This is a genomic window from Klebsiella sp. 7-CIP_Kleb., assembly GCF_050378655.1.
Lineage (GTDB): Bacteria > Pseudomonadota > Gammaproteobacteria > Enterobacterales > Enterobacteriaceae > Klebsiella > Klebsiella quasipneumoniae.
Genome location: NZ_JBNRLJ010000003.1, coordinates 395,990 through 417,140, shown reverse-complemented (window position 1 = coordinate 417,140; position 21,151 = coordinate 395,990). Strand labels below are relative to the sequence as shown.

Sequence of the window (21,151 nt, the reverse complement as noted above, 5' to 3'; positions counted from 1 at the left end):
TGAAAACCCTGTCAATCCGATGGGATCTTCAGCCTGACACATTTCAATGATGGATAAAAGAAAGCGCGGCATTTTTGCGTGCTATTGAGCAGGAGGCGCGTGCTGCAACTGCAGGGAGATTTATCGCAGCTGTGAAAAAAAACATATATGTATTTTCGAATGTATATTGATCTTTAATCGTGGTCCCGTATGCTGTCCGTCACGCTTGAGGAGAAACCATGTCTTTATTACCCCTGCAACTGTTCAAAAACCTCGCCGATGAAACCCGGCTGGGGATCGTGCTGTTGCTCAAGGCGCGGGGAGAGCTGTGCGTGTGCGATCTCTGTACGGCGCTCGCCCAGTCCCAGCCCAAGATCTCCCGCCATCTGGCAATGCTGCGGGAGAGTGGGCTGCTGCGGGATCGAAAACAGGGTAAGTGGGTCCATTATCGCCTCTCTCCGCAGATGCCGGCCTGGGCGGCGCAGGTGATTGAGCAGGCCTGGCTAAGTCAGCAGGACGATGTGCGGCTGATGATCAGCAGACTGACCGACGGGCCAGGTTGTCGGTAAAAAATTTATCTTGTCATATATGATTTTTCGAATGTGATTGGTGGAGGAACGATGTTGCTGGCAGGTGCGATTTTTGTCCTGACCCTGGTGCTGGTGATCTGGCAGCCGCGGGGGTTAGGGATCGGCTGGAGCGCGGCCTTTGGCGCGGCGCTGGCGCTGGTCACCGGTGGCGTACAGATAGCCGATATCCCGGTGGTGTGGCATATCGTCTGGAATGCCACCGCCACGTTTATCGCCGTGATCATTATCAGCCTGCTGCTCGACGAGTCCGGCTTTTTTGAATGGGCCGCGCTACACGTTTCCCGCTGGGGAAGAGGGCGGGGTCGTCTGCTGTTTACCTGGATTATCCTGCTCGGCGCGGCGGTGGCGGCGCTGTTTGCCAACGACGGCGCGGCGCTGATCCTCACGCCCATCGTGATTGCCATGCTGCGGGCGCTGGGGTTCAGTAAGGGAACGATGCTGGCCTTTGTCATGGCAGCCGGGTTTATTGCCGATACCGCCAGCCTGCCGCTGGTGGTGTCGAATTTAGTGAATATCGTTTCGGCAGATTTCTTTGCCATTGGCTTCAGGGAGTACGCTTCGGTGATGGTGCCGGTCGATCTCGCGGCAATCCTCTCCACCCTGGCGATGCTGCACCTGTTCTTTCGCAAGGATATCCCACCCGCCTGGGGTATGGCGTTACTGAAAGCGCCGGCCACGGCGATAAAAGATCCGGCGACGTTCCGTACCGGCTGGGGCGTGCTGCTGCTGTTGCTGGTCGGCTTTTTCGTTCTTGACCCGCTGGGGATCCCGGTCAGCGCCATCGCGGCGCCGGGAGCGGGGATCCTGTTTGCTGTCGCGAAGCGCGGGCGGGTGATTAACACCGGCAAGGTGCTGCGCGGCGCCCCATGGCAGATTGTGATCTTCTCGCTGGGGATGTATCTGGTGGTGTATGGCCTGCGAAACGCCGGATTAACGGATTATCTGACCACGGTTCTGAACATGCTGGCGGAGCGCGGGCTGTGGGCCGCGACGCTGGGCACCGGTATCCTGTCGGCCTTCCTCTCTTCGATCATGAATAATATGCCCAGCGTGCTGGTCGGCGCCCTGTCGATTGATGGCAGTGCGGCAACAGGGACGATCAAAGAGGCCATGATATATGCCAACGTCATCGGCTGCGATCTGGGGCCGAAAATCACGCCGATTGGTAGCCTGGCCACGCTGCTCTGGCTGCATGTGCTGACGCAGAAGCACATCACCATCGGTTGGGGTTATTATTTCCGCTGCGGCATCACCATGACCCTACCGGTGCTGCTTGTGACGCTGGCCGCGCTGGCGCTGCGTCTCTCCTTCAATCAGCCATGAGAACGTGCTATGAGCATCACCATTTACCATAACCCTGAATGCGGCACCTCGCGTAATACCCTGGCACTGATCCGCAACAGCGGCGCTGAGCCCACCATTATCTATTATCTGGAGACGCCGCCGTCGCGCGATGAGCTGCGCCAGCTGATCGCCGCGATGGCGATCCCGGTGCGGGCGCTGCTGCGGCAAAACGTCGAATCCTACGATGCGCTGGGCCTGGCGGAAGACCGGTTTACAGATGACCAGTTAATCGACTTTATGCTCCAGCATCCGATCCTGATTAACCGTCCGATCGTGGTGACGCCGCGGGGCACCCGACTCTGTCGCCCGTCAGAGGTGGTGCTGGAGATCCTGCCGGCGCCGCAAAAAGGCGCCTTCGTGAAGGAAGACGGTGAGCGAGTCATTGATCGGGCGGGGCAGCGTGTGAAATAGCGCGCAAAATGGCGCCGGCGATAGCAGCCGGCAAGCCTTGTAAATCCTGCCGCACGGTTGGCTCTCCGGGGGTAGCACCTGGATGGCTTAACAATATTCTCCCTTAGCGCTATTTCTGCCTCCTCCGGCCCGTTTCCCTTACTTTTCCTGTCGTTATATGCCCTGCCCGCACCGACGGTTTTTGTCCTTTGTTAATCAATCAACTTACTGTTTTTAATAAATAAAATTATGTATTCTGCACAATGGCATAATGTCAACGCCGTTTACGTTTTTGCGAACATTAAATCTATAAAACTAGATGTTTGTCGACTTTTCATCTAAAAAGGAACGGTAAGGGGCTGGACAAAACCACTGCATGGTTATCAAATGGTTAAAAATGCTCGTATCTGATGTTAAGACAAACAAATTATAAATCGTCAGCCCGCTTTATACGGTTAACTTGCGCTGCGGCGCACCTTTTCTGGAGAATTTATGCATTCCTCTGTTAATAAAAACGAAAGCCGTACCTTTTTCGGCCATCCTTATCCGCTGGGCTCCCTGTTCTTCACTGAAATGTGGGAGCGTTTCTCGTTTTACGGGATCCGTCCCTTACTGATCCTGTTTATGGCGGCGACGGTTTACGACGGCGGGATGGGGCTGGCGCGGGAGAACGCCTCGGCGATCGTCGGGATTTTTGCCGGCAGTATGTATCTGGCCGCGCTGCCGGGCGGCTGGCTGGCGGATAACTGGCTAGGCCAGCAGCGTGCCGTCTGGTACGGCTCGATTCTTATCGCCCTCGGGCACCTGTCGATCGCCCTGTCGGCATGGCTGGGCAACGACCTGTTCTTTATCGGCCTGATGTTTATCGTCCTCGGTTCCGGGTTGTTTAAAACCTGTATCTCGGTGATGGTCGGTACCCTGTATAAAAAAGGCGACGCGCGCCGCGACGGTGGTTTTTCGCTGTTCTACATGGGGATCAACATCGGCTCGTTTATCGCGCCGTTAATCTCCGGCTGGCTGATTAAATCCCATGGCTGGCACTGGGGCTTCGGCATCGGGGGGATCGGGATGCTGGTGGCGTTGATCATTTTCCGTCTCTTTGCCGTACCGTCGATGAAGCGCTATGACGCGGAGGTTGGCCTCGATTCCACCTGGAACAGCCCGGTGGCGAAAAAGAATGGCGTTGGGGCGTGGCTGCTGGCGCTGGCCCTGGGAGTGGCGGTGCTGGTCACGCTCATTAGCCTGGGCACGATCGTGATTAACCCGGTGGCGGTGGCCAGCGTGCTGGTCTATGTGATTGCCGCCTCCGTGGCGCTCTATTTCATCTGGCTGTTCGTCTTCGCCGGCCTGAGCCGTAAAGAGCGGGCGCGCCTGCTGGTATGCTTTATTTTGCTGGTCTCGGCGGCCTTTTTCTGGTCCGCGTTTGAACAGAAACCGACCTCCTTCAACCTGTTTGCTAACGACTACACCAACCGGATGATCGGCGGTTTTGAAATCCCCGCGGTCTGGTTCCAGTCGATTAACGCCTTGTTTATCATTCTGCTTGCGCCGGTCTTCAGCTGGGCGTGGCCAGCGCTGGCGCGCAAAAACGTCCGTCCAGGCAGTATGACCAAATTCGTCATTGGCATCCTGTGCGCGGCGGCGGGCTTTGGCCTGATGATGCTGGCGGCGCAGAACGTCCTGAACAACGGCGGGGCCGGTGTGTCGCCGCTGTGGCTGGTGGGCAGCATCCTGATGCTGACGCTCGGCGAACTGTGCCTGAGCCCGATTGGTCTGGCGACCATGACCCTGCTGGCGCCGGAGAGAATGCGCGGCCAGATGATGGGGCTGTGGTTCTGCGCCAGCGCGCTGGGTAACCTGGCGGCGGGGCTGATTGGCGGTCATGTGAAGGCCGATCAGCTGTCGCTGCTGCCGGACCTCTTTGCCCGCTGCTCTATCGCGCTGCTGATCTGCGCCGCCGTACTGGCCGTGCTGATTGTCCCGGTCCGCCGGATGCTGGAGAACAGTCAGTCCAGCGCCGCGCAAAAATCCGTCAGCAACGCCTGACGCGATCCCCAGGCCGGTCCCCCGGGACCGGCTTGTTTTTTGTCCAACCCCCGCCTCAGCTGTGCAAAATCCCCTTTTCTGAATGCGCGATGTCCCATAACGTGAGCGTGTTCTTTGAAATCACGTCGCTTTCCGGTCCATAGTGTAGTCAGGTTTACTATGTGGTTAATATAAGGACACACCTATGCCAGCAGTCATTGATAAAGCATTGGATTTCATTGGTGGTATGAATACGTCTGAGCCAGTACCACAGTCTATGGATGAAAGTACCGCGAAGGGAATTCTCAAATATTTGAAAGAACTGGGCGTGCCAGTCAGCCCGGCTGATGTCGCTGAGCGCGGTCAGCAGCAGGGCTGGAGCGCCGGGTTTACCGACAAAGTGGCGGAGTGGGCTGAACGGGTCGCCGCCGGCGAACGGCTGGTGATTAAGCATCCGGAATTCTTTTCCACCTACATGCGCGAAGAGCTGCGCGCCCTGGTGTAATCGCCGCGCATCAATCCCGCGTCTTCTGTTAAATGCCTTCCCCATCCGGGAAGGCATTCTTGCTGATGACAAACCTGTTTGGTTATTGTGCCCGCCTTTCTGCCGGGTGGCGGCTTCGCCTTACCCGGCCTACGAAAGGCAGCAATATCAAACCGTTATGCGGTTGGCTGTAGGCCCGCGCAAGCGCAGCGCCGCCGGGCAACCCCTGAAGATTGCCCTTTGGCTGCAGTTTGAATGCCTTCCCCTCCGGGGAAGGCATTTTTGTTACTGGCCGCGGTAGCCGCCGCCCAGGGCTTTGATCAGGGTAATGTCGGTGCTCAGCCGCTGGGCCTCAATGTCCAGCAGCAACAACTGCTGGGCAAGAACCGCCCGTCGGGCCTCTTCGGCGGCGTAGCGGCTGAGCAGGCCGCGCTGATAATGGGCGCGAGCGCTGTCGGTGGTGGTCTGCGCCGCGGTGACCTTCAGCTGCTGCAGCGCGCGCTGCTGATTCAGGTCGTTAAGCTGGCTGGAGCTGATGGCGACATCGCGAACCGCGTCCAGCACCGCCTGGTTGTACTGTTTGATCAGAATATTGCTGGCGGTGCGCACCGACTGCAGATTGGCGTTCAGACGACCGCCGTCGAAGATCGGCAGATAGAGCCCGGGCAGCAGGTTGATCTGCTGGAAAGAGGACTTAAACAGATCCCCGACGCTCAGGGCGTTATAGCCCCAGAACGCTTTGATATCAAAATGGGGATAGAAGGCCGCTTTCGCCGCGTCGACCTGGCTCAGGGAGGCGGTCACGTACCCGCGCAGCGCCTGCAGGTCCGGGCGGCGGGCCAGCAGCTCGAAAGAGAGCGACGGCGGCAGCGTCTCCTGGAGCGCAGGCAGCGCTACCGGATGGATCGCCGGCATGCTTTGCGCATCGGCGCCGATCAGCGCCCGCAGGGTTTCACGATACTGGGTCAGCATCCCCTCGGCGCTAATGATCTGCTGGCGGGCGGCAAGCTGTTCGGCCTGGGCGTTGGCCACATCCACGCTATCCTCCACACCGCGTTGGGTCCGGTGCTCGTGGGCCGCCACCGAGAACTGGGCAATGCCCTCCAGCTCCTGCAGCAGCGCGATTTTCTGGAATGTCGCCTGCATAGCGAAATAGAGCTGCGCCACGCTGCTGGCGATGTCGAGCTCAATGCCGGCGGTCTCCGCCAGCCGGGCGTTTTTCTCGCCAATGGCGGCGGCGACCCGGGCGCGATCGGCTCCCCAGAGATCGATATTCAGCTGCGCCCCGACGCCAACGGTGTTCAGCGTATACCACGGACCGTTCTTATCCACCGGCAGGGAGTAGGAGTAGGGCCAGCTAAAGGATTTGTCGGTGATCCGCAGGCGGTTTTGCGCCGCGACGGCGGTGGCCTGCAGGCCCATCGCCGACTGGGCGAGTTCCACCGTAGACTGCGACTGGGAGATGCGCAGCCGGGCGGCCTGCATGGTCGGCGAATTCTGCAGCGCCCGGTTGATCAGCATATTGAGCTGAGGGTCATCGTAGGCCTCCCACCAGCGGGCTGCCGGCCAGTTGCTGTTCGCCAGGTGGATCACCTGCGCCAGCTGGGCCTGCTGCGGATTGACGATGGCGACCTGGGCAGGCTCGTCCTGAATCAGCGCGCAGCCGCTGAGCAGCGTCAGCGTCAGGGTAAGGAGAGTGTCGCGCAGCCGCGCGGAGAAAGGAAGGATCATCATGACGTTTTAGCCTGTTGCTCAGTCGCTATCGGTGTCGGGCCCCAGTCGGGCAGGGTGGCCAGCGCGGCGGCCAGCGCCGGGCCAAAGGGGTTAGTCAGGTCGGTGGCCAGCGGTTCGGCAGGGGCCGTTGCCTCCTGTTCGATACGTTCGGCGTAGCGCCGCAGCTGTTCGGCGCAGCGGGCCAGGGTCGGGTCTCCCGGCGCGGCGTTGAGCCGGTATCCTTCGCTGAGGCGGGCGATCTCCTCGGCCCGGGCGAGGGTGGCGCGCATCGGCCAGTTTTTCGCCTGGGGCCAGGGGTGGGCATACGTGCCCAGCGGTTCGGCGCGAACCCGATGGATAAGCGCTTCGCTGTCGGTGAAGGCGACAAACAGAGGGGCCAGCGGCACCGCATCGTGCGGGGCGGCGAGGCAGTCCGCCAGCCGGCGATAGAGTCCGGCGAGGCGCGATTTCAGCTGCGGCGCTTCGCTGTCCGGCCAGAGATATAAATGGACAATGGAGGAGACCAGCACCCCGAGCAGGATACCCAGCACCCGGTCCCGTAGCTCGGTGAGGTTAGTCAGCGGACCAAACCAGCTGAGGAAGGCCAGCGCAAAGGTGAAGCCAATCTGGATCCCGGCGTAGGCGATACGCTCCGAACCGGCGGCAATCCAGGCCGCCAGCGCCAGCACTGGCAGGGACATCGCCAGCAGCCCCGACAGCGAGTCGGTCCAGGGCTGGACAAAAACGATTAACAGCAGCGCCAGCAGAGTGGCGAACAGCGCGCCGCCGATGCGCAGCCACGTCTTTTGCATCGTGGCGCCCAGCCCGGGCTGGGCGACGATCACGCAGCTCAGCATAATGGTATGCAGTCCCTGCCAGTCGGCAGCGGTATAGAAGACATAGCAGATTAGCGTCGCCAGCAGGGTCTTGAGCGCAAAATGGAGATACGCCGGGTTGCGCCAGGCGTCCGGCGCCAGCAGGGGCGGCTTCTCCACCTCGCCCTGTGGCAGAGCAAGGGGCTCACCCTGGGCCAGCCGCTGCAGAAGGGCTGCCATCTCCTGCAGAACGGCGCGATTGACGCCGCGGCCGCTGAGCGCCAGCGGAGGAATAGCGCCGTCAAACGGCCCCTCGCTGAGGGCACTCTTCAGCTGCAGCACCGCCTGCGACAGCCGCAGGCGATCGTCGCTATCGGCCTCGTCCGCTTGCAGCAGCGCCGCCAGCTGGTAGCAGCGCAGGGTGGCGGCCAGCCGCGAGCGCCAGGCCTGGGGATCGGCGGCGATCTCCGGCGTCGCCCGGCTGGCCTGGGCGAACAGCGACTGCAGCTGGTTGAACTGCGCGGCGGTCTCGCCGAAGGTCGGTGGCGCTTCAGCGTCCGGGTCTGCCAGCCGGCTGGCGACCGCCTGCAGCATCTCCGCCAGACGCGCCTTAAACTGGTTGCCGGGAAAGGCCTGCTGAAAACAGGCGTTGACCAGCAGGGTGACGAGGATCGCGGTGTTAATCGCCACCCACAGCCAGAGCAGCAGCCGCACCAGGATTTCACTCTGGCTGGTCATCGACGGGAAGGTTTGGGCGTAAATCACCGCCAGCGCCACCACGAAAAAGGCCAGCCCCAGCTTGCCCAGCACCCGCATTAGATAGATGGCGCAGAAAAAGAGCGCCACGGAGGCCGCCAGGCGGATCAGCGGGTAGTCATAGGTCCACTTGATGATCAGCAGCACGCCGCCGAGCGCCACGCTGACGGTGACAAAAAAGACCACGCTGACTAACTTAATCATCAACACGTTAGGCTGGCTGACGTAGAACACGACGATCAGCGCGACGGCCAGAAAGGGGATCTGCAGGGTCATGAACAGGGTGATGAGCACCGCACAGCTCAGCGTCAGGCGCAGCGTGTAGCTGGCGCGTCCCGGTGCGTCGCGCAGTTCCTGGCGTAAAAAATGGGCGAGAGGAAACATCGCGTCGCCCGGCTACGGCTGCAGCACGGCGCTGGCCGAGGCGCCCATGCGGAACAGTTCAGGATCGGGATCGCTGACGGCGATTTTCACCGGGAAGCGCTGCGAGACGTGGACCCAGTTAATGCTTTTCTGGATCAGCGGCAGGCCTTCGATGATGCTCCCGCCTTCGGGCAGGACGCCGGAGCCGACCGAATCCACCACCCCGTTAAAGGTCCGGTTGTGGTTGGTCATCACGGTGATGCGCGCCGCCACCCCGGGGCGCACGTTGTTCAGGTCGGTTTCGCGGAAGTTAGCGATCACATACCAGCGGTCGTCATCCAGTAGGGTGAAGACTGGCTTCAGCGCCGAAGCGTACTGGCCGACGGTGGTTTTCAGCGCCACCACCACGCCGTTGAACGGCGCGCGCACTTCGGTGAATTCCAGATGCAGTTCGGCGAGGGCGATTTGCGCCAGGATCCCGGCGCGTTGCGCCACCATGGCATCCACGCCGGTCACAGCCGCCGAGGCCTGTCTGGCCTGCAGCAGCGTGGCCTCCAGCTCCGCCCGCGCCGCTTTCTCGGCGGTGCGCGCCTGATCGAGATCTTCCTGCGAGGCAAACCCCTGCGGCACCAGCGGCTCAAGGCGGATGCGCGTGGAGGTGGTCTGCTTGACCAGCGCTCTGGCGCGCTCGACGGCGGCCGCCACCGACTGGGCGTTATACTCCTGCGCTTTGATGGTGCGCTGGGTCAGCATAATCTGCGCGTCGAGGGTCGTCAGCCGCGCTTTCGCGTCATCGAGCATCGCCTGATAGGGGCGGGGGTCGATGCGGAACAGCAGATCGCCTTTTTTCACCCGCTGGTTATCGCGAATGGGCATCTCCACGATGCGCCCGCTGACCTCGGGCACCACATCGATGGTATCGGCGTAGACATAGGCGTCATTGGTCTCTGGCGACGTTTGCAACTGCCAGATAACCAGGATCAACGCCAGGATGGCGGCCAGGACCAGCGCCAGCAGAGGCCATTTCTTGCGTAACAGGGGAGTGCGGGAAGTAGTCATAAGCGATCAGTGAACAAAAAACAGAAACCACAGCAGTGTGGCGAACAGGAACATCAGCGCGACATAGCTGAAGACCAGGGGAGAAAAGCGAGGCTGCCAGCCTTTACGGGTAATCAGGATATGGCAGGGGATCAGTAAAAACGCCCCGCCCAACAAGCAGAAAAACCAGCCGGGGAATGCGGCGCCCAGTACCGGGATCGCTGGTGAGAGTGAGCAGCCGGTCAGCGGCAAGACGAGCAGTAGCCGCGCTGGGCGGGCTATGGTGGCAATATGATTCAATGGAACATCCCTGAGTGCTCTTACCAGTGTGTCATGAGTGTAATCGCCTCGTTGCGGGAATGAAAGTCAACCGTTCGTTGACTGCGGGATCCTTGCGCGCCGGGAGAGGGGGAGGATGCGCCAAATCGCTCTCCTCACGCCCATTACCGACTTGCGCATAGTCAGCCGTCAAGCGGAGGACTATGCTTAGCCTGAAAGTCATAAAACAAGACCGAGGCAATGTCATGGATAAGGAATTACTGGAAGCCGGCTACCGGGCCTACACCGGGGAGAAAATCGACGTCTACTTTAATACGGCGATCTGTCAGCATTCCGGGAACTGCGTGCGCGGCAGCGCGAAGCTGTTCAATCTCAAGCGTAAGCCGTGGATCATCCCGGATGAAGTAGATGTCGCGACGGTGGTGAAGGTGATCGATACCTGCCCGAGCGGCGCGCTGCAATATCGTCATAAATAAGCGAGGAGAAGATGGAAATACTGGAAGGGCACAACAAATTTTATGTTAACGACGCGCAGGGTAACCAGGTCGCGGAGATTGTTTTTGTTCCCACCGGCGAACACCTCAGCATTATCGAACATACCGATGTCGATCCCAGCCTGAAAGGCCAGGGGGTGGGGAAACAGCTGGTGGCGAAGGTGGTGGAAAAAATGCGCCAGGAGCAGCGGAAGATTATTCCTCTCTGCCCGTTTGCCAAACATGAATTCGATAACACCCGTGAATACGACGATATTCGCGCCTGACGTACCGGCACCGGTGTAAACCGGTGCGCTTTTCTCTCGCCAGCGAATCCACGCCTTTAGTCACTCATCGCTTCCCCTCATGCCCGGACAAACGCCGACCGTGAGTTTGCTGATGAACGAGGCGGCTGCCTGTGCGGAAAGCGAGGGGCCAGATGCGGGTGATATTCCACCAGCTTTTTCACCCCCGCCAGCCGCTGAGCGTAGAGCGTTTTCTGGCTCAATCCGAGACGTTGCGACTGCTCGCCTATCGTCTGCCCTTGCAGCAGGGCGAGGAGCGCTTTGAGCTCGGCATGACTTAATCCGGCGGCCCGTTTTCGGTGGATCAGGGCGGCTTCACTGGCAAGGCGTTCAAGCCGCGGCGCGTTCTTCAGCCGATGGATCAATTGCGCGCAGGGGAGGTCGGCAGGAGCGGCATGGACGTTGCGCAAACGATCCGGATGGCTCACCTGATAAAGCAGCGTTCGCCACAGCCAGATGGCCGGGCTGCGGCTAAGCATCAGCATCGGCAACGGGCGTGATGCCTGGTCGAGCAGCCTGGCCGCCTGGCGCAGTGTGGTGAGCATCCACAGGGGATCGTCAGGAAGAAAGACCACGATCCGCTTCACCGCGGCCAGCTCCCGCAGAGAGACGCCCTCCAACGGCAGCATGACGGGCCGCTTCGCCGCGTTGTGCATCAGCTGGCTCAACCCACGGGCGGCCAGCGAGCAGGGAGAAAGGATGTACTCGGTCATCATTGATAGACAAAGGTAATGCCGATGATCGACTGCACGTTGCCGGCGGTGACCTGGCCTGTGGTCCGGGCGTAGGTCGCCGTCAGGCCGAGATTGACCGGCGAGGTTCCGACGGTGCCCAGTGAGACCGTGCTGTTCGCCGGCACGGCGCTGCCGTTGCGGGTAAGCTGGACGCCTATCCCTTGCGCCGGCGAGGCGGAGGCGGTGTTAGTGAAGATCGCGTTAGCGCTGTCCGCGGTGGCGCCGGAGAGGTAATACCCCAGCTGTTGGCTCTGCGCGCAGTGCACGGTGAGCGGCACGGCCATGGAGCCCGGGTAGTCGGGGAGGGTGACGGTGACATCGCGGGCGGAGACATCGCAGCCGCCGGTGGGGACCACCACGTCGTTATTGGCGTAGATATTCCAGATGAACTGGAAGGAGTCGCTATTGTAGTTGTTGGTCTGATGCAGGATCAGCACCGCGATTAACGATCCTGCGGTGATCGCCACCCCGCCGGCGGTGCTGACCGGCGTCAGATACAGGACGGCCGGCCAGGGCTTATCGGTCCGGGAATCGTAAATCACCCGCGCCGTTTCCGTGGTGGTCGGGAAGGGGTAAGAGGTGCCATTATATTTCACGGTGCCAGAGAAACTCGACAGCACACCGCCATAGGCGGATCCGCGCTGCAGGGTCACGTAGTCAGTGATCGTTTCCGGATAGTCGTTATGGCAAAAAATCTGCGTGGAGAGGTCGACCACCAGGTTTTGCCCGACGTTGACCGCCGGGGTCAGGTTAACGTAGACGTTGGCTGAGCCGCCGCCGATGGGGATCGTCGCGCCGGTGGCTGTTTTGCAGGCGAAGGACCAGGCGTTCATCGACCAGCCCAACAGCAGCAGGGTGGTGAATAAAGGGATAATTTTTTTCATCATGATGCTCTCCTGGCTCAGGCGTAGGTATAGGTCACGTTAATCACCGCCTGTATGGTGCCTTGCGTGGCGCCGCCGTTGACCGACAGGGCCCTGACCTGCAACGGGAAGCGGGCGGACTGGCTGGCCTCATCCACCTGTACCGACTGGCTGCTGCCATTGTTCAGCGTGGTGCCATCCTCGCTCTGCAATTCGAGCTGAATATTGCCCGCCGTCCCCTGGTTTTTGTAATAGCCGGTGCTGTCCGCGGTCCCGCTGAAGGTGGCCTTCACCCGTGAGGTACCGACGGGGCAGTTGCTGAGATCCAGCGCCACGCTGTGCCAGGCCGATGCCGAGCCTGCGCCAATCAGGCTGAAGGTGTAGAGATCGCCCAGCTCGACGGTGGCATTGACGGTGGAGACCGTGCAGGGTCTGGCCACCACCTTCCCGTTGACGGTAAGGGTGACGTCGGCCGACCGCAGGGAAGGGCTCGCGGTTAACAGGCCGGCCAGCAGCCAGCCCACGTGGGTCCATTTCATTTCAGCCTCCACTTACTGAAATTCCAGGGTGAATGTTGCTGTCGCATTGACATGCCCGGCGGTGACGGGCACCTGCGTGGCCATCAGACGGGCGTAAAAGTTCAGGATGTTGGTCTGGCCCGGCGTCAGCGTGGTCCAGGCGATGGCTGACGACGGGGCATTGACAGGCAGCCGGGACTGCTGCTGGTCGAGAATGTCCACCCCCATTCCCGCCGCCGCCGAGGCGCCGGCGTCAAGTTTTAACAGGCTGGTATTGACGCTGTCCGCCACGCCGGTGAAGCCGACCTTCACCGCGGTGACGGAAGTGCCGCAGGGCGATAGCACGATACGGAACGGCACCGGCGGGGTCGTCGCCCCGACGGCGTAAAACTGCTTCGCGGCGTTGTCCTGCAAATCGACGGTGAAATCCTTCGACTCTCCGGCCACCGCGCAAGCGTTGTCGCGCACATAGCCGCTGATGGCGATCGTGCTGTCGGCAGCGAAGGCCAGCGGCGCGAACAGAGCGAGCAGGGCGCTCAGCAGAAACTGCGGTGTTCTCATCATCATCTCCTTAGCGACACGCGACGGACAGCTGGCTGAGCGACTGCTGCTGGCTCTCCGGCGGCAGACGATAATCGGCCACGCACTGGGCGTCCGGGCCATCGCCCCATTTCACCCGCACCTTGCCCGCCAGCGGCATCCCGCTGAGGTAGACCTGACCGTTATCCGCGACGATGCTGCCGCTCTGGTTGCTGTCGCTGGTGGCGAGGGCGCCAAACGGCACCGGTTTGCCGCGATGGGTCAGCGTCATCAGAATCTTCATTCCCACCTGGGCGTTAAAGCTGGCGCGGACGATCGCCCCATGGGTAGGCACCACGCTGACCACTGCATCGTCAAGATCGACATTGTCGGCCAGGGTATTGGTGTCCAGCGCGACCCGGTTTTCGCGATACTCGGTGGCATACGGCAGGACGGCATACCCGCGCCAGTCGGTGCGTACCCCGGTCTGGTTTTCTACCTTCACGCCGCCGGCGCCGGGGGCTTTCACCAGCACTACGGTATCGTTCAGCGGCTGGCTCAGGGTGATGCCGTTGGCGTGCGCCAGCACGCCGCCGCTGACCCCGTAGTAGAGCTGTTTGAAACCATCGCTGCGGCTGTAGCCGACGTTGGCGTTGCCGTAGCCGCCGCGGTAGTTGAGCGCGGTATAGCCGGTGCTCCCGCTGTCGCCGTTGCCGCCGCCCGCATAGCCGGTCTGCACGCTATAGCTGAGGTTATTGTCTTCCAGCAGGGTGCCGTACAGGCCCGCCAGATTGGTCATGCGGCCATTGAGATCGTGCGACAGGCTGTAGCTGGCGCTGGCGTGCCGCCAGACCGAACGGCTATCGGAACGCAGCCAGTGGCTGAAGGGGATATTGACGTTGACCGCCAGCATCTGATCGCGCCCCTGCTGCCAGGCATTTTTCGTCAGGCTGTAGCTTAGCGACCAGTTGATATCGTCTACGGCGGCGTTGAGGCCGGCCTGCAGTTGCTCATCGGCATCGTCGGTGCCCCAGTAGGTCTGGTGGCTGCCGCTCAGATAGAGGGTGGCGGTGCGCCCCAGCTGTTGGGTCACGCTCAGCTGCACCTTACCGCGCTTGCTGTAAGCCAGATTGTAGTAGTCGGTAAATTTGGGTTTCACCTGGATAACCCCGTCCTGGGTTTCCACGCTGTAGCCGCTCATCCGGCGGTAGGTGGTATCGGCAAAGTTATAGTAGCCGCGGGTGGAGTAGCGGTAGCCCACCAGCTGCAGGTTGGTGCCGGTCTCATCCAGTGACTTGTTATAGAGAAAACGCACCGACTGTCCCTGATGCTCGCTGTCGTCAGGCAGGGTGGCGTTGGCCTGGGTGATATCCAGCGATAAGGCGCCGAAATAGCCCATGTTTTTCCCCACCCCGAGGTTAAAGGCGCGATAGCGGTCCGCCAGCTGGGTGCCGCCGTACAGGGTCCAGCCGGCCGGCAGGCCATGCATGGCCGTGCTCTGGAAAAAATCGGGCGTTTCCTGTTGGTTGTTGCCGCTGCGGTACTCCCCGGCGGTGAGGGCGAAGCGGGTATGGCCTTCGCGCTGCAGCACCGGCACCGTTGACCAGGGCACGCTGAAGACCTGGCGGGTGCCATCCGCTTCTTTAATGGTGACCTGCAGATCGCCGCCGTTGCCCGCGGCGTAGAGATCGTCGATGGTAAACGGCCCCGGCGGCACCGTGCTCTGGTAGATTTCGTAGCCGTTTTGTTTGACTGACACCTGCGCGGTGCCGCGGGCGATCCCGTGGATCACCGGCGCGAAGCCTTTCTGGCTGTCCGGCAGCATATTGTCATCCGAGGCCAGCTGCGCGCCGCGGAAGTTGATCCCGTCGAAGACATCGCCGTTGGTGTAGCTATCCCCGAGGGTAAGCCGCGATCGCAGGGAAATGATGTCCCGCTCAAGCCAGCTGTTGACGTGCTGCCAGCGGTTCTCATTGGATGACGCGCTGCCGCCGCTGCTGTAACTCCAGGTGCTGTTATCGCGCAGGCGCCACGGGCCGAAGTTCAGACCGCTCTGCAGGTTCAGATAGGCGTAACGGCTGTTGCCCCCGGTGGTGTTATGGACGTTATTACCGGTGAAGTTATAGTTAATCAGCCCGGCGGTGATGCCGTTATCCCATAGCTCCGGCGGGATATACCCGCGGGCGTGGCTGCCCATAAACGCCTGGGGTACGGTGAGATACAGGCGCTGTTGGCCGACATCGAAGCGGGTGGTGGCTTCGCTGATGAGCGTCGTTAGCGGCACGCAGGCCGTACTGTCCAGGGCCGCCATGCCCGTCACCCGTCCGGTATCCACCCCCATGCTTGCCAGCTGGCCGCGGGTCAGGCAGGGCGACAGGCCATGGCCTTGCGCATCGGCCTGGAAAGTGACGTCCCGGGTGGTCATATAGCCGTTATTGAGATAAATATCGACGCGATAGGTGCCCGGCGGGACCTCCTGGCCTTTTTCAAATCCCGACAGGTCTGCCACCGCCGCCGGATCGTCAGCTAAAAAGCGGGGGTTAAAATAGAGGTCCGCCTGCGCGGCGAACGGCTGTGAGCAGAGCCACAGCGTCAGCGCCGGCGTAATCAGGCGCCGGGCGCTTCGGCGACCCCCATGGTCCAGTCCATATTTTCGATGTGACATAATCCCTCCGGTCCGACGTTGCCCGGCTGTCAGTGCTTCTGGTCATGCGCAGCGTGGCCCGCGCGGCGGGGCACACCAGATTTAACGCAGTACGCCATTCATTTTCGGCGTCAGCGCGCCGTAATCGTTAATGGTGCGATAGGTGATGGTGTTGCCGGCATCCGCAGGCAGCTTGACGCTGGTTTTACCCATCGGCGGCACCAGGGCGTTTTCCAGAATGCGCGTTCCGGCGTTCAGTTCGGTCACCGTCAGGTAATAAGGGGTAGGATTCGTCAGCGTTAGCGACGATCCGTTGCGGCTAAAGGTCAGCTTGTCCGCCGCCTGATCCGGGGGCAGGGTCAGTTTTGCCGGTCGGTAGTAGAGCTTGATGCGGCTGATAATCGCCAACTGGAGGGTGTTGTCGCTGAGCTTCGATTTATCCATTGAGGGAATAGCCTTCACGTTCATCCAGAACAGGCTTTCCCGATCCTGCGGCAGCTGGTTATTGGTCGCATCGATAATGCGCAGGGTGTTCTCTTTTTTGCCCTGCATGGCAAACAGCGGGGGAGTGATAACAAACCGGCCGTCTCGCTGCCCATCGGCATTTTCCACCCATGACTGAATAAGCCAGGTGCTGTTGTCGTCGTTATTGGTCACCGCCAGCTGGACCTGTTTCTGACCCGCCGGGTAGATAACCCGGGTCGCGCCCAGCGCGACGCCCGCGTGCGCGCTGGCGCTCAACGCGCCGGCGGCGAAAAGCACACATCCCGTCAGTATGCCGCGTATCGTCGTTGCTGTTTTTCTCACATTATCTCCTTGTCTGCTCACGGTGTTGTCCTGCTGGTCTGCGGGTTGATTACTGATAAGTTAATGAGAACCAGGCCTGGGCGTTGGCCGCGCCGCCGATGACCTGGCGTCCGGTCGCCCGATATTTGGCGACGAAATTTAGCGTCGTCGGTCCGCGGTAGAGCGGTATCCAGCGATCCGGCGGACGATTGAGAGGCAGCTGCTGGCCGTGACTGTCGAACAGCGCGATGCCGATCCCGCTGGCGATCCCCGGGCCTTCACCCACCGACAGCACGTCGGGGTTTTTGCCGTCAGCCACGCCGTGAAATGCCACCCCGACATGCTGGCTGACTGCCGTACTGCAATCCTGTAAATGAATCGTGAAAGGGATCGGGTTGCTGTCTTCGCCCACGTCGTGAAATCGGTTACTGCTGATCTGTCCCAGATTGACCGTCATCTGCCGATCGCCGGCTTCGACGCGGCAGGAACTGGCCATGATCAGGCCCTGAAAGCGCATGCTGCCCCCCGGCAGCGTGACGTTCCACTGATTACCGGCCAGCGCCAGCGGAGGCAGCAGCAGTAGCAGACCCGATTTCATTCCCTGCATCGTTTCACCCCGGTTGCAAAATTAAGCGCGGGCCCTCCTGGCCCGGATGGCTTCCTTGCCTGATGTTTGCCTTACTCGTACTGCACTTTGAAGGTGGCGTCAGCGTTCGCGATACCGGCGGTCGCGGCGCCAGTGGCGTAGTAACGCGCCTGGAACGGAATGATGTTGGTGCCGTCATTCAGCGTGGTGGCTGCGCTGAAGGTGGCGCCGTCCAGCGCCAGCGGCGTGCCGGTGTTGTCGAGGATCTGCACGCCGACGTTGGTCGCGCTGCCGGCGGCAGAGTTTTGCAGCGCCAGAACGGTGGTATTGCTGCTGTCGATGGCCGTACCGGCGAAGGCGACGGACGCTTTGGTTGCTACCGTGGTGTCGCAATCATCCAGCTGAATGTTGAAACCAACGGACGAACTGGTGCTCCCCGCCGTGGCCAGCTTCGCGGAACGCACCTGGCCCAACTGGACGGTTTGATCGATAGAGCCGGCATCCACCGCACAGGCCGCGTTAACGACTTCCCCTTTAAAATGGACGGTCCCGCCGTTAACCGTGGTGGTATCGGCCAGGGCCGCCGCGGAGCTCAGAGACAGGGCTGACACAACAATCATTGCCAGTGTTTTGATTTTCATACTGTTTTCCTTTGAACGATGTCGAAATAACGAACCGGATTGGCAGCCGTTGTGCCTTCCAGGCATTTCAGATTTCAGCCGAGTGGTCTGGCTGCCGGCTCTGCACAGTTTTCGCCCAACCGATGAGACAATTGGGGCCATTTTGACTCGTTGAGATAAACGATCTGTTCGTTGTTTAATCTTGCCTGTTTTGCGGTATTAAAATCTGTTTAATGTGGTTTTATTGGTTATTTAATCTGGTGATGTTAGCGAGAGTGCGAAAGGAAGAGAGATACCGCTGGCGAAGGCGCGCCAATGCAACGGGAGGGCAGGGTGGGGAAAAGTGCGTAATTGACGCTTTAAAAATATATTAAAAACATGTAGTTAATAATTTTTCTGCAGAAATATGGCGTGGTGAGTTGCAAAATATGTCAAAACATTTTTATGATATAAACAGTTTGGCCCCAATTGACCTGTTCACGGTTTATTTTTTTAATTAAATTCAATCAGTTGTATCAACTCCCGATTCTGCAATGCTTTCTCCAATAAGATTATTTCTTTCCCATATTCCAGCGAAACGCGCCGCATTGCTGGCGGTGTAGCGTACCGTGTGTCGAATATTACGATGACCGAGGTAATCCTGGATCAAACGGGTATCTGTACCTCTTTCCGCCAGTTCGTAGCCGCAGGCGTGACGCAGCATATGGGGGTGGGTCTGCGTCACGGTACCCGCCTTTTCCCCGGCGGAGCGAATAATACGATACGCCTGCTGGCGTGAGAGCGGGGTCCCGCGACGGGAGATAAAAAGCGCGTCGGTTTTGGCCGCCGCTTTCCAGCCGGCGCGGACCTGACTCCAGCGCTCAATGGCCTCACGTTCATCAAAGCGCAGCGGGTGAATAGTTGAAAAACCGTTCTTCAACCGCCGCACATTGACCCGGCCTTCCCGTAGATCCAGATCGTGATAGTGCAGATCCAGCAGTTCGCTGATGCGCATCCCGTGGCGAAAGGCGAGAAGGATGAGGCAGTAGTCCCGCTCGCCGGTGGCGCCCTGACGCGCGGCCTGCATCATAGCCTGAACTTCTTTGGCGGTAAGAAAACGACGTCGGTTCACAATAATTACTCCTGAAAAAGAGGTGAGGGGTCGTCATGGCGAAACCATACGCCATGACGGAAAAGATCCGTAATGTAAGAACGGTACAAGGTGAAGGCGATTAACCACGTATAGATAGCATATTATATTTACAGCCAGTCAAAATATCGCCTGGCGATAATTCTTAATTTTAGAGATTTTAAGCAAGGTCACAATAGATCTGCTCGGGTTTTATAGCATGTGCATAAAATAAAAGGGATTTTTCACTCGGTAGATTTTAAAAATTAGCGGGGTGGATTTTTAGCCAACAATAAAGAATCACGGCAAAACCGGAATTAATACAGGGTCAATTTAACGATGAGATCGCAGGATTAAATAAGAACTTGCGGGAACAGTAATCATAATTAACTGAGGGTTAATTTATTGCTATTTAATTTCCCCGCAACGCGGTACAACGCCATCCGTGGCGTCAGGCTTACTGAAGCAGCGACAGGCGCTGTTTGTCGCGCGTATTGTCCCAGATACCATAGAAGCGTCCCGCGTTGCTGGCGGTATACCAGACGGTATGGCGAATATTGCGGTGTCCGAGATAGTCCTGGATCAGACGGGTATCGATACCCATATTGGCCAGCGCAAAGCCACAGGAGTGGCGCAGCATGTGCGGGTGGATCTCCAGCGGCAATCCCGCCTGGTCGCCAGAGGAGGCGATAATTTGATAAAACTGCTGGCGGGAAAGGGGATTGCCTTTGCGGGAGAGAAACAGCCACTCGCTGGCGGCCTGCGGCCAGGTGTTGCGAATGGCCAGCCAGCGCTTTAGGGCGTGGATCTCTTTATTCAGCAAAGGGTGGGTGGTCGAAAACCCCTTTTTTAGCCGATGGATATAAACGCAGCGGGAAGCAAGGTCGATATCGGATATTCTCAGGCGACAGATCTCGCTGGCGCGCAGACCATGGATGAAGCACAGCAGCGTCAGGCAATAATTACGTGCGGCATAGGGACCGCTATCGGCGGCTTTAAGTAGTGACTCGATTTCATTCTGAGTCAGGAAGTTCCTTTTTTTAATCTCGGCGTTATTCGTCATAGTGTTCCCTTTTATGGCAGGCAAATATTACGCTTTCCAGGCCTGCGTCAGGTCATTGTTAAATGCGACTGCCTTTTTATTTTTAAACAGCGTGCTGATAACGTTTTTATTTGCTACGGGAGCATGCGGTATCATGGGCTATCGCCATCCCCAGCGATAAGACGCCGTATGCTGAAGGGTAAAGAAAGGGTTAGCTGGTTGAACTGGCGAATCTTTCCTGGAGGTTTCCACGTCCTGTACATCCCTGATCCTCTTGATGATGCCCGCTTGATGATGGAGGCACTGGCTTCCGGCCACGGCAAGGCGGCCATCAATGCCGTCATGATTTATTTCCCGGCAGTTGGGGCGGCACGGCGTCAGCCAGCCGGCCTCCCGTATCTCAGCGACGGGAATGGCATGAGTAATTTCTCAGACAGAATACAACCTTGAACCGTCTGGATAGCATTCACTGCAAAACTACAACAGAGATTAAACCATACTGCAAAAAGCCTGGGGATAATAGCCATTGTCTCTGTGAGGGCACTTTACGTCTTATTTAACGGGTTGAGCTTAATCTTAATGGTGCTGTGGGAGCGCGGGCGGTAATCGGCGGAAGCGGTGATATCAGGCGGTGGGTATAAGAGAGGCATAGGCTGCAGACTGGTGTGGGTAATATTCTGCTGCGAGCTAAGAATAAAGAGCAGGTAGGGGACAGACGCGACGGTCCGGTGTCGCAGGCGGTGTTAAAGGCTCCGGTGGCAGAAGTCCGCGATCTGATATCCACCGGAGCAGGCTGACTTACCATTTTTCGTCGCGGGCTTCCTGACGACCTTCGCGGCGGTTTTCCCGCTTATCGTGACGGCAGCTGGCGTTGCTTTGATTATTATTTCTGACGCACTCTTGCTTGGTTTCACGGCCCTGCTCGCGGCTATCCTGGCGGATATCGCGAGCGTCCTGGCGCTGGTCGCTGCGCCAGGTCGCCTGCGCCGAAAGCGAGGGCGTCAGCAGCGCGACGCACACCAGGGCGAGTAAGCATCTTTTCATGGGGGGGCCTTAGGTTTGATAAATACAATAAATTATTAGCATTAATCGATAGAATTATCATATATTTCAGCAGAGAATAGCACGAAATGCATCGCCGCTGGCAGCAAGTTTGTTTTTTATTAAACAAGTTTGT

At 59.3% G+C, this 21,151-nt stretch carries 22 protein-coding genes and 1 pseudogene; 8 read left to right on the top strand and 15 right to left on the bottom strand.

Annotated features, from left to right (window positions below):
* Nucleotides 1–218 precede the first annotated feature (218 nt).
* The 5 genes from ACQUTI_RS15455 to ACQUTI_RS15435 all read left to right on the top strand — a co-directional run bounded on the left by ACQUTI_RS15455 (nucleotide 219) and on the right by ACQUTI_RS15435 (nucleotide 4,833).
* Complete coding sequence (locus tag ACQUTI_RS15455) at nucleotides 219–548, top strand: metalloregulator ArsR/SmtB family transcription factor (RefSeq protein WP_004205342.1); 330 nt, start codon at nucleotides 219–221, stop codon at nucleotides 546–548.
* A gap of 51 nt (nucleotides 549–599) precedes the next feature.
* The gene (locus ACQUTI_RS15450; RefSeq protein WP_064187796.1) at nucleotides 600–1,892 is read left to right on the top strand and encodes an arsenic transporter; all 1,293 of its coding nucleotides are present in this window, start codon (nucleotides 600–602) and stop codon (nucleotides 1,890–1,892) included.
* Nucleotides 1,893–1,901: 9 nt separating this feature from the next.
* Nucleotides 1,902–2,324 (top strand): glutaredoxin-dependent arsenate reductase, encoded by a 423-nt coding sequence (gene arsC, locus ACQUTI_RS15445; RefSeq protein WP_049093633.1) that lies wholly within the window; start codon nucleotides 1,902–1,904, stop codon nucleotides 2,322–2,324.
* 471 nt (nucleotides 2,325–2,795) lie between these two features.
* Nucleotides 2,796–4,349 carry a peptide MFS transporter gene (locus ACQUTI_RS15440; protein ID WP_065877949.1) on the top strand — a complete coding sequence of 518 codons (1,554 nt, stop codon included), beginning with the start codon at nucleotides 2,796–2,798 and terminating at the stop codon, nucleotides 4,347–4,349.
* 184 nt (nucleotides 4,350–4,533) lie between these two features.
* A complete protein-coding gene (locus tag ACQUTI_RS15435; RefSeq protein ID WP_094311413.1) occupies nucleotides 4,534–4,833 on the top strand; it encodes a DUF1889 family protein in 300 nt (99 codons plus the stop codon).
* Nucleotides 4,834–5,097: 264 nt separating this feature from the next.
* Here the strand turns inward: ACQUTI_RS15435 and ACQUTI_RS15430 are convergent, their stop codons facing one another.
* The 4 genes from ACQUTI_RS15430 to ACQUTI_RS15415 are packed head-to-tail and all read right to left on the bottom strand — an operon-like array spanning nucleotide 5,098 to nucleotide 9,797.
* The gene (locus tag ACQUTI_RS15430) at nucleotides 5,098–6,546 is read right to left on the bottom strand and encodes an MdtP family multidrug efflux transporter outer membrane subunit (RefSeq protein WP_048325651.1); all 1,449 of its coding nucleotides are present in this window, start codon (nucleotides 6,544–6,546) and stop codon (nucleotides 5,098–5,100) included.
* Nucleotides 6,543–8,480 (bottom strand): multidrug efflux transporter permease subunit MdtO, encoded by a 1,938-nt coding sequence (mdtO, locus tag ACQUTI_RS15425; RefSeq protein ID WP_154041377.1) that lies wholly within the window; start codon nucleotides 8,478–8,480, stop codon nucleotides 6,543–6,545. The genes ACQUTI_RS15430 and mdtO overlap by 4 nt, the downstream gene beginning before the upstream one ends.
* Before the next feature lie 12 nt (nucleotides 8,481–8,492).
* A complete protein-coding gene (mdtN, locus tag ACQUTI_RS15420; RefSeq protein ID WP_122542326.1) occupies nucleotides 8,493–9,518 on the bottom strand; it encodes a multidrug transporter subunit MdtN in 1,026 nt (341 codons plus the stop codon).
* Nucleotides 9,519–9,524: 6 nt separating this feature from the next.
* Entirely contained in the window at nucleotides 9,525–9,797 is a 273-nt protein-coding gene (locus ACQUTI_RS15415) for a YtcA family lipoprotein (RefSeq protein ID WP_004205353.1), read from the bottom strand.
* Between the two features lie 224 nt (nucleotides 9,798–10,021).
* Here ACQUTI_RS15415 and yjdI point away from each other — a divergent pair, with 224 nt between their 5' ends.
* A complete protein-coding gene (gene yjdI / locus ACQUTI_RS15410; protein ID WP_004205354.1) occupies nucleotides 10,022–10,252 on the top strand; it encodes a 4Fe-4S mono-cluster protein YjdI in 231 nt (76 codons plus the stop codon).
* An 11-nt stretch (nucleotides 10,253–10,263) separates the two neighbouring features.
* Entirely contained in the window at nucleotides 10,264–10,536 is a 273-nt protein-coding gene (locus ACQUTI_RS15405) for a GNAT family N-acetyltransferase (protein ID WP_002916201.1), read from the top strand.
* 89 nt (nucleotides 10,537–10,625) lie between these two features.
* Here ACQUTI_RS15405 and ACQUTI_RS15400 read toward each other — a convergent pair.
* The 10 genes and pseudogenes from ACQUTI_RS15400 to fimB all read right to left on the bottom strand — a co-directional run.
* A pseudogene (locus tag ACQUTI_RS15400) lies at nucleotides 10,626–11,270 on the bottom strand (EAL domain-containing protein); the annotation flags it as partial.
* Complete coding sequence (locus ACQUTI_RS15395; protein WP_004205356.1) at nucleotides 11,267–12,172, bottom strand: fimbrial protein; 906 nt, start codon at nucleotides 12,170–12,172, stop codon at nucleotides 11,267–11,269. The pseudogene ACQUTI_RS15400 and the gene ACQUTI_RS15395, both read right to left, overlap by 4 nt.
* Nucleotides 12,173–12,189: 17 nt before the next feature.
* Nucleotides 12,190–12,675 carry a fimbrial protein gene (locus tag ACQUTI_RS15390; RefSeq protein WP_072500825.1) on the bottom strand — a complete coding sequence of 162 codons (486 nt, stop codon included), beginning with the start codon at nucleotides 12,673–12,675 and terminating at the stop codon, nucleotides 12,190–12,192.
* Nucleotides 12,676–12,702: 27 nt separating this feature from the next.
* Nucleotides 12,703–13,230, bottom strand: a complete 528-nt coding sequence (locus ACQUTI_RS15385) for a fimbrial protein (RefSeq protein WP_004205358.1) — start codon at nucleotides 13,228–13,230, stop codon at nucleotides 12,703–12,705.
* A 10-nt stretch (nucleotides 13,231–13,240) separates the two neighbouring features.
* Nucleotides 13,241–15,853, bottom strand: a complete 2,613-nt coding sequence (locus tag ACQUTI_RS15380) for a fimbrial biogenesis usher protein (protein ID WP_065696827.1) — start codon at nucleotides 15,851–15,853, stop codon at nucleotides 13,241–13,243.
* A gap of 81 nt (nucleotides 15,854–15,934) precedes the next feature.
* Nucleotides 15,935–16,618, bottom strand: a complete 684-nt coding sequence (locus ACQUTI_RS15375) for a fimbria/pilus periplasmic chaperone (RefSeq protein WP_369707419.1) — start codon at nucleotides 16,616–16,618, stop codon at nucleotides 15,935–15,937.
* Nucleotides 16,619–16,688: 70 nt separating this feature from the next.
* Nucleotides 16,689–17,225, bottom strand: coding sequence for a fimbrial protein (locus ACQUTI_RS15370; protein WP_065696828.1), 537 nt, complete (start codon nucleotides 17,223–17,225; stop codon nucleotides 16,689–16,691).
* Between the two features lie 71 nt (nucleotides 17,226–17,296).
* Nucleotides 17,297–17,845: a type 1 fimbrial major subunit FimA gene (gene fimA, locus ACQUTI_RS15365; protein ID WP_004205364.1), complete on the bottom strand. Its 549-nt coding sequence runs from the start codon at nucleotides 17,843–17,845 to the stop codon at nucleotides 17,297–17,299.
* 481 nt (nucleotides 17,846–18,326) lie between these two features.
* A complete protein-coding gene (fimE, locus tag ACQUTI_RS15360) occupies nucleotides 18,327–18,935 on the bottom strand; it encodes a type 1 fimbria switch DNA invertase FimE (protein ID WP_004205365.1) in 609 nt (202 codons plus the stop codon).
* A 454-nt stretch (nucleotides 18,936–19,389) separates the two neighbouring features.
* The gene (gene fimB, locus ACQUTI_RS15355; protein ID WP_004205366.1) at nucleotides 19,390–19,995 is read right to left on the bottom strand and encodes a type 1 fimbria switch DNA invertase FimB; all 606 of its coding nucleotides are present in this window, start codon (nucleotides 19,993–19,995) and stop codon (nucleotides 19,390–19,392) included.
* Between the two features lie 168 nt (nucleotides 19,996–20,163).
* On the opposite strand from fimB, the gene ACQUTI_RS15350 reads away from it, so the two are divergent.
* Complete coding sequence (locus ACQUTI_RS15350; RefSeq protein ID WP_017899261.1) at nucleotides 20,164–20,424, top strand: hypothetical protein; 261 nt, start codon at nucleotides 20,164–20,166, stop codon at nucleotides 20,422–20,424.
* A 348-nt stretch (nucleotides 20,425–20,772) separates the two neighbouring features.
* On the opposite strand, the gene ACQUTI_RS15345 is transcribed toward ACQUTI_RS15350, so the two are convergent.
* Nucleotides 20,773–21,018 carry a hypothetical protein gene (locus ACQUTI_RS15345; RefSeq protein ID WP_004205369.1) on the bottom strand — a complete coding sequence of 82 codons (246 nt, stop codon included), beginning with the start codon at nucleotides 21,016–21,018 and terminating at the stop codon, nucleotides 20,773–20,775.
* Nucleotides 21,019–21,151 lie beyond the last annotated feature (133 nt).

Excerpts from the sequence above, each read along its gene's own strand:
- ACQUTI_RS15345 (WP_004205369.1), bottom strand. The coding sequence starts at position 21,018 with ATGAAAAGATGCTTACTCGCCCTGGTGTGCGTCGCGCTGCTGACGCCC.
- mdtO (WP_154041377.1), bottom strand. The coding sequence starts at position 8,480 with ATGTTTCCTCTCGCCCATTTTTTACGCCAGGAACTGCGCGACGCACCG.
- ACQUTI_RS15440 (WP_065877949.1), top strand. The coding sequence starts at position 2,796 with ATGCATTCCTCTGTTAATAAAAACGAAAGCCGTACCTTTTTCGGCCAT.
- ACQUTI_RS15380 (WP_065696827.1), bottom strand. The coding sequence starts at position 15,853 with ATGTCACATCGAAAATATGGACTGGACCATGGGGGTCGCCGAAGCGCC.
- ACQUTI_RS15350 (WP_017899261.1), top strand. The coding sequence starts at position 20,164 with ATGCTGAAGGGTAAAGAAAGGGTTAGCTGGTTGAACTGGCGAATCTTT.
- ACQUTI_RS15435 (WP_094311413.1), top strand. The coding sequence starts at position 4,534 with ATGCCAGCAGTCATTGATAAAGCATTGGATTTCATTGGTGGTATGAAT.
- ACQUTI_RS15450 (WP_064187796.1), top strand. The coding sequence starts at position 600 with ATGTTGCTGGCAGGTGCGATTTTTGTCCTGACCCTGGTGCTGGTGATC.
- yjdI (WP_004205354.1), top strand. The coding sequence starts at position 10,022 with ATGGATAAGGAATTACTGGAAGCCGGCTACCGGGCCTACACCGGGGAG.
- fimA (WP_004205364.1), bottom strand. The coding sequence starts at position 17,845 with ATGAAAATCAAAACACTGGCAATGATTGTTGTGTCAGCCCTGTCTCTG.
- mdtN (WP_122542326.1), bottom strand. The coding sequence starts at position 9,518 with ATGACTACTTCCCGCACTCCCCTGTTACGCAAGAAATGGCCTCTGCTG.
- ACQUTI_RS15455 (WP_004205342.1), top strand. The coding sequence starts at position 219 with ATGTCTTTATTACCCCTGCAACTGTTCAAAAACCTCGCCGATGAAACC.
- ACQUTI_RS15385 (WP_004205358.1), bottom strand. The coding sequence starts at position 13,230 with ATGAGAACACCGCAGTTTCTGCTGAGCGCCCTGCTCGCTCTGTTCGCG.
- arsC (WP_049093633.1), top strand. The coding sequence starts at position 1,902 with ATGAGCATCACCATTTACCATAACCCTGAATGCGGCACCTCGCGTAAT.
- ACQUTI_RS15395 (WP_004205356.1), bottom strand. The coding sequence starts at position 12,172 with ATGAAAAAAATTATCCCTTTATTCACCACCCTGCTGCTGTTGGGCTGG.
- ACQUTI_RS15370 (WP_065696828.1), bottom strand. The coding sequence starts at position 17,225 with ATGCAGGGAATGAAATCGGGTCTGCTACTGCTGCTGCCTCCGCTGGCG.
- ACQUTI_RS15430 (WP_048325651.1), bottom strand. The coding sequence starts at position 6,546 with ATGATGATCCTTCCTTTCTCCGCGCGGCTGCGCGACACTCTCCTTACC.
- ACQUTI_RS15405 (WP_002916201.1), top strand. The coding sequence starts at position 10,264 with ATGGAAATACTGGAAGGGCACAACAAATTTTATGTTAACGACGCGCAG.
- fimB (WP_004205366.1), bottom strand. The coding sequence starts at position 19,995 with ATGACGAATAACGCCGAGATTAAAAAAAGGAACTTCCTGACTCAGAAT.